This window comes from Pseudoalteromonas luteoviolacea H33-S (genome assembly GCF_001625695.1).
Taxonomy (GTDB): domain Bacteria; phylum Pseudomonadota; class Gammaproteobacteria; order Enterobacterales; family Alteromonadaceae; genus Pseudoalteromonas; species Pseudoalteromonas luteoviolacea_B.
In genome coordinates, this window is the sequence record NZ_AUXY01000122.1 from 296,016 (window position 1) to 303,923 (window position 7,908).

The window sequence follows — 7,908 nt, forward strand, 5'->3', positions numbered from 1 at the left end:
TAATGTCAAGTTGGAACTCTGGGAGAGTTAAGTGCACTGCCTAAAACTTACCAACAAGGTTGATAAACCACCCTTTTGAGTCGTAGTCTAGGTCCGTTAAGTCATCAGAGAAGTCGGTAAAGTTATAACCAACGCCGATTTTCATATGCTCACCAACATGACGATGCAGCGCAAATAAAGCGCCCGAGCGACGGTCTTGTGCTAAGTCGACAGTCAAAGCGCGCCACTCAAGGGTTGCATCCCATTGATGCATCAAATGGTAGTCAGCACGCAATACGCCAAGTGTTGCCTCAGAATCAAACCATTGACCTGTGTCACGCCCCATTCTCAGCTCACCTTGTCTCTGCGCCAGTTTAGTACCGATACGCCAGCGCGGTGTTAGCTGATAATTTACGTCTAATGCCCACACGCGGCTTCGCTGCTGTGGTGTGTTATCCAGACCAATGCCACTCAATTGTGATGCAGGCGCTAAATCTTCAAGATATGTAAAGCTTGCCATACCGGACCAAGGACTCGCTTCAATCGGTCGATATGCCACACCAAATTGTGCTTCTGTGAAGTCACTGTTGAGTGCGCCCGCAGGCGCACTGTCAGATAAGGAACTGTCACTTTGCGCCCAGTCGATGCGCAGCTGTGCTCGCCAATCATCAGTTAATTTTGCATGAATGTTTTGTCTTGCCAGCCAAGACGTTCTAGTCTCCGTGCTATTGCTATCTTCTCGGTATTCTAAGGCACTACGCCACTGCCATTTATCGGTTTGATAGCCAAGCGATAAGGTGGTGACATCACGGTCTATCAAGTCATTATCACTTTCAAGCTCACCTTGTTCAAAACCAAGGCCTGCTTGCCAGCCAACTAAAAAGTCATGTTCAATGCCATAGGCATGGGTTAAACCCGTTTGTCGACTATCTTGTTGCCAAATTTGCTCTGCGTAGACGCTGGTTGAAGAGTTAAATCTATGTCTTGAGCCTGTTACCCAGTTTTTTTGCTTGCCGGTTGAAAATAGCTCTCCCCCATCAGGGTCGACACGATATTCAACATAAGCATTGCTGCCCGCTTTGTATTGCCAATCAACCCCGAGCTTACCCGCTTCCCCTAGGTTGCCATGAGATACCTCAGAATTGACAGCCAGTGTGTCTGTCAGTTGCACTTCAGTGCCGATACCAACACGGTTATTTGCTAGTCGGCTTTGCTCTCTTGTAAGCGTGCCTTGAATATACACATAAGGCTGCCACTTTTCACTGCCGTCGTAGTCAAGCTGTACGATTGCATCGACGCGCTCACCATCATCAAGTTGAGGGGTCTGAGACTGCTCATTTTGCTCAGCAAGGTTTTCTTTATTGTCTTGACGCACAGCGCTGCTAATTTGCCAATCGTCATTTAGTTGATACACATACCCTAATTCAGCCGCCTGCCTGCGTTGTTGCTGCTCTGCTTTTTGTTCATCCACTTTGAGCTGAATGGCATGATCGTCTTCAATTTGCCATTGCCAAAATGTGCCAACTGCATGGCTATCAACTTGGCTTATTTGGCCTGTAGAGTTAAACCCAGATTCAAGTTGTTGCCAATAAAATTGGCCATGCCCTTGTTCATCCAGACCAAGATCAGAAAACTCAAATGCAGCTTCAATTCTATGCCCATCGGCTGCTTGGCCCAGTTCACTCGACTGTTGCTGATCAAACTCAATACCACCTGTAAACGAGTTCAATGTATTGCCAATACCTTCTGTTTGCGCAACTTCAACCTTGATGTATGCAGTATCACTTTTACGGTATGTGGCATCTAACGCAATCAATTGATCGTTAAACAGGTCTTGTTCTTGATGATTCAGCGTAGTACCCACTTGAATAGTATCGCTCAACCAATGACTCAAACGTGCACCATACGTCAAATTGTCTAACCCGTTTATCCCCGGTGTATACTCATATTGCGCCACTAAATAAACGGGGTTGCTATCTAAGCTTGCGGTACGCACCAATAGATCGTCTTGCTGGAACGAAGACAGCGGTCTATTGAGTAATATTCGCCCTTGCAGTGCATCAATGTCATAGTCTTGACCAGCAACTAAGCTGCGCCTAACTAACACTAACCCCGTAATTTTATCACGCACCTCAACAGCTATTTGCTCAGAACCCTGAACAATATCTTGATGTTGAAGATAATAAAGAGAGCCGCCTGTGGAGCGATGAGATTCATAAGCGCCTAAGGTTTCCGCCTCTGCTGCATATAAATGAGCTTGAGATTGGTTATCACCGGCAGCAGTCAGATCATCTGTGATGTATTGCAATTGCAAACCATATAAGCCGCGTTCAACACGTGCCAACTCAGTATCATTGAACGACGTATTAAAGTTACCCCATAGTACGTGAGACTGAGACTTCTCGACTTTTAGATACACCTTACCATTGGTTGGTGCATCATCAATCACGCTCGAGTCATCGCCATATTCCGTCGGGTGCTGCTCTTCTTCAAGACGTCGAAATAAGCTTTTTGGATCTTTTTCATGTAAGCCAGAGAGTAGCTTATTCAGCCCTTGCTCCTGCGTGTCAATCCGCGCGGTCACCTTGTATTCGTCTTGCCATTTACCAGTGATATAACCACTTAATCGGCCTTCGGCAAATACATTACCGTCTTTGTTGTGATCAGCACTGAGTAATTCAACTGGACCATTATGGCTGTTTTGACCTAGGGTTAAATCAGCCATTGCCACATAAAACCAATCGCTCTTTGGCAATGCTAGATCCCGATGGATTAAGCGCCCTTCACCTTGCTCATTTAAAACGGCAACTTCCGCGCGATGAAAACCACTATGAACAATTTCTTGATGTACAAATTTACGCTCACGATTTACAGCTACCAAACGGCCTAAGAAGTACACGCGATGATTGCTCGGTACTTGCTCACCATATAAAGTCAGTGCACCGCCTGAGATTTTTATATTTTGCTTAGCAAGCGTCGACTTGCCGTAACCTGTCATTAGATATCCATCAAGCTTGTTGGCATCTACCGCATAGCGCGGTTTGAAATCAGCCTGAGCAAGGCTTGTTTCATCAAAGCGGCCTTGCTTATTGTAAACTCTTAAGCGGTATTTCAAGCTCATGCCCAGCATATTGCCCGGTAATCGCCAGCGGCCTGTTAATCCGGCATCTAACGCCACCTTTGCCAGTACTTTGTCACTGTGTGGCGCGAGGATCTGCACTTCTGCGTAATCAAAAAAGCTCTGGTAATTACTGTAACCTTTTAGATGTAGCATCAAGGTATTACCAGACTTAGTCAGTGCATGCTGCACGTTCAATTTAGGCAATACATTCAAAGGGTCATATTTTAATTGCAGTTCAAAACGTTCTAAATTGATATCAGCACAGCGTTGACTATCGGCATTATTGGCTGCATCTTCATCCATAAAGGCTTGACCATCTATGGTGATATTGAGCGGCCCTTGATGAGATGCGCTGTCACCGCATAACTTATGACGCTGCGGCGGAGCTATCACCTGTGTATCTTTGACCCTGCGCGTTTCTGTGTAAACTGCAATGACTTCGACTCGGCGGTTTCTCGCCATTCCGGCTAATGTTGCATTACTTGCTACCGGCTCGCGATTAGATCGACCTTCGGTTGTTGTCGCTGAAGGGGCAAGATTAAGCTGCTGACGGAAGTAATCCGCCACAATATTCGCTCTATGTTCAGACAAGCCCTGATTGGTTTTATAAATCTTACGCGCATTAGCGCTTAGACCTTGTGAATCTGCATGGCCGATAAAGTGCAATTTAATATCTTGCTTGCCTTGCAAAAAGCCAATGATGCGGTCCATTTCTAGCTTAGTGGTGCCCGTTAAATAATGCTTACCAGAAACAAAACGGATCGCAGAGTCTTTCACGAATTGAGCGGACTTATCATCTTTAACCGTTCGCTCTATTTCGACGGTTTTTGCCTTAGGCTCATCCAATCCACTAAAAACAAAATGCTTTTGCACTATCACCCGTTCAGTATTACCTGCCGCAGGCGCCACTTTGCTATCATTAACAGCGTCGATAAAGGCATAGCTCATTGAAGGTGCAGAAGCATACGCTGCTGCACACAATAACGAAATTTTACTTAGCAAGAATCGATTAGTCATCGCTTCCTCCTAACTGCTGGTGGGCTGGTAAAGCTGGAATAAAAAATGGGATCATTTCCGTTTCAATAGTGATTGGGAGCTCGCGCTCTGCTACTTGTGTTTGGAGCCATTCAAGTAACAATTGAGATTTACGCTCCGCTTCTGTGGTTTGCTCTAATTCAGATTGTTGATACGCGATGCGGATCACTGTCGGTGTTTTATCTAGTGCATCCATTAGCTGCGTTAGACGAGACAAGTACTCAGGCATAACTGACTCACCGTCAAATAACTCAGCGGTGATCTCAATGCGCGCTACTTTATGGATACTGGCTGCAAAGTCAAGTTGTTGTGATTTACCACGTGTTAAACGCACCACTCGTGGATTTTCACTCACCACACGATAACCTGAAGGTAAGCTGCGCTCGTCTAGTTTAACAATAAAGTTACCACCGCGAATTGCATGTGGAATGTCTGCACATGCAAGATGATAGCGACCATGTTGATCCGTGGTGATCCAAAGACCTTGCGCCGTAGCAAGACGAATGGCTGGTAGCCCTGGCTCTCCCTGATCTTGCATGCCGTTACGGTTGTGATCATCAAAGACTTTACCCATCAGATCGCTACAGTCAAAAATAGGATCTGGCACAACTCTTACCGCAGCTTCACCGATATTTGAGATACGGTTACCCACCCCGTTTTGGTACAAGCCCCCGACAAATTCTACCCAAGCTTGGTTAATGTATTTGCCTTCACTGACACCGGCACCAACAACGACGATCAATTCGATCATCATCGACTGCTCTGGTTGTAAGGCGTTCACATGCCAACGTAATTGTCTGCCTCGCTGCTCTGGTTCAATCGCTTGACCATCGACTTTAGCGCTACCAGCAACATATTTCAGACCAGCTGGCAGTTGATCAATAAGATCCAAAGGTGAAAGCACCATATCTGACTGGTTGGTCACCTTAATGCGATAAGGCACCAGATCACCAATCACAACGTCCTGCTTAAGCGCTTGCTTGCTCACATGAACAAGATCATCGCCAAAGGCATCTAACGGAATATGGTTATTTACGACGTTGCCTGATGGTAATTTAGGCTCAATATAAAAGCTCTGATAGTACTGTGTCGTATGCATATCTTGCAGTGCTTGATCCGAGTGGCTAGCACACTGGGTTGCGACATGCTCAGGTGCATCAAGCGTTGGCACAGTTTCTTCAGCAAAAATGGTAATTGGTAATTCTCGAGCACCCACTCTGAGTGTATTTGCACATACAGGTAGGCGCTTCGACCCACCACTTTGATACCCGTTTGGTTCCGTTACATGTAACTCATAAACCCCAGCAGGTGCTTGTGCAAACAGTAAAAACTGATAGTAACCATCATCGCTGGTGGTCTGCTCTACATTCGCCAAACCACCTACTAGGTGCAGATCAGGCTCAAAACCATCAGGGCCTGTGATCTTAATTTTTGCACCCTCAATTGGCTTCCTCAGTTCTGAGTCATAAATCACGCCAGAAGGATCGACAGGTAATGACTGATTCTCGACCTGTTCACCCGCACTCACTCGCAGATTTAAGATAGTCCCTTTTTCAGTACTCGCCTCAGGATCGTCAGAGACTGGAAGACCGTAAATTACACCACCTTGAGGGTGTCTAAATCGCACTTCATACGTCCCTACAGGTAAACCATGGAAAGTATATTGGCCATTAGCATCTGATTCGATGGTTGCCAATGGCTCTGCATCTAGCGGATTGCCTTCCCCAGTCATGGGATCCGGTAACAGCTCAACGATCCAACCGCTTTGTCCATTACTATCATCTTTTTCACGGTTGTGGTTTTTATCTAACCATACCAAGCCGGAAATACTGGCCGGATCCATTAACTGCTCACCGAAGTTATATGAATGTGCCTTTGTGACGTGTCGCTCGATGTGGATCGCAGAGATCAAATCATCGCCAAGCACGCCGCCAATACTACCTACACTATCAATACCATCTTGTGTATTTTCAGGCTGGTACTCAGTTACAGTAAACCCATCCACACCACTGAGTGGCAGATCTTCAAACTCATATCGTCCATAAGCATCAGTTAAAATATCACGACTAACAGGCTGCCCATCAAGATCTGCACCGGTAATGGTCAACCTAACATCACGTAAACCCAACTCATATGTGTCTTGTACACCATCATCGTTCAAATCAACATACACTCGACCAGCAAGATCACTACCACGCTCCGCAAAATTATATCCCGTTGCGTGCTGATCTAAGGCAATTGAAATACCCGAGAATTGATCTTCACCAACGTCTCCGCCAGCATTACCTAGCTGCTCTTTACCATCTAACCAAGCATCTGGTTGTTGTTGGTTGATTTGATACATACCTGGATATAAGTAATCAAAGGTATATGCGCCTTGTTCGTCAGAAACCACCGTGCGCTCTACTTCAATGCCGTCTTGTGTAGTACCGATTAAATTAACTTGAACGCCACCAATACGCAGTGCTTCACCTTCATCTAATAAGCCATTTTCATCTGCATCAACCCAAACCTCACCAGAAATAGAAGCCGTTGGTAACTCAGCAAAATCATAATTTGCATACTGTTTAATTTCTAAAACGGTACCAACAAAAATACTATCCGTGCCTTTGGTATTGGCAATCACGATGCCATTGGCAGACTCTTGACCATCCAAATAGGCATCTGGTTGCACAACCTGTGTCAGGGTATAACCTTGCTCATTGCTTGGCGGCAACTCAGTAAAAGAGTAAACACCCTGCTCATTGGTCAGCGCAGTCAGCTCAACATCATGTCCTTGATAATCGACACCTGTAAGTTGAATTTCACTCTCTGCGATCATCAACTCTGACATTTCTTGTACAGTACCTTGAGGCAGCAAGCCAGAGTCCGTTTTATCGATAAAGACACGACCACTGATTGCAATACCAAAGCCTTCAGTGAAGTTTAGTTTTACTAGCTCCTCACCTTGCGCAAGTACCAACTTGTCTATGACATCTCGCTGATCCGAATCGGCAACTCGGATCCCATTTTGATAATCAAAACTATCGGCATAATGCTCAGGTTGTATTTGAGTAAGCTGGTAGCCCTGTTCATTACTTTGCGGTAATTGTGTGAACTCAAATCGGCCATCTTCAGCACTGATGGTTTGATGCGCAATGTCATTACCTAAATGAGTTGTGCCTGTTAGCTCAATGACTGTATTCGCAATAGCATCATCACTGTTATCCAACAGACCATCAGCATTTCTATCAACAAACACAGCACCAACAATACGGCCCATATATAACTCAGCAAAGTGCAAATTTTCAACCTGCTCGCTAGTCGACAACAAAACCACAAACGCATCATCTGTATCTGTTGAAGCGATAACTCCATCACGCGATTCAAGGCCATCACTAAACTCAACTGGCTGAACTTGCGCTACCGTATATCCTTGTTCATCACTTTCGATCAGGTTATTGAACGAAAACAAGCCAGCTTGATCTGTTTGAGTTTCGATAGATATAGATTCACCAAATGCCGATGTACCATTTAATGTCACTGTGACACCAGCTAACCCAGCTTCCTGTGTATCAAGCAAGCCACTGTTATTTGAATCAATGAATACTTTACCTGATATTTTTGCGTCAGAATGAAGCTGCTCTGTGAAGATAAGATCTGCCACTGCTTGCTCAGCTAATACCAGTTTGATCTCACTGTTTGAACCAAATTGATCTGGGTTTGCACCTTGGTAATCTTGACCTTCAAGGTAATCCGTTGTGCCTTGCGTGATGGTATAACCCGCCGCGTCA

Annotated in this window: 2 protein-coding genes; both read right to left on the bottom strand. The window is 45.3% G+C overall.

Annotated features, from left to right (window positions below; translation table 11 throughout):
• Positions 1 to 40: 40 nt before the first annotated feature.
• Positions 41 to 4,117 (bottom strand): OmpA family protein, encoded by a 4,077-nt coding sequence (locus N477_RS23680; RefSeq protein ID WP_063361313.1) that lies wholly within the window; start codon positions 4,115 to 4,117, stop codon positions 41 to 43.
• Positions 4,110 to 7,908: SdrD B-like domain-containing protein (locus N477_RS23685; RefSeq protein ID WP_155732011.1), on the bottom strand; the 3,799-nt coding region annotated here is incomplete at its 5' end. The genes N477_RS23685 and N477_RS23680, both read right to left, overlap by 8 nt.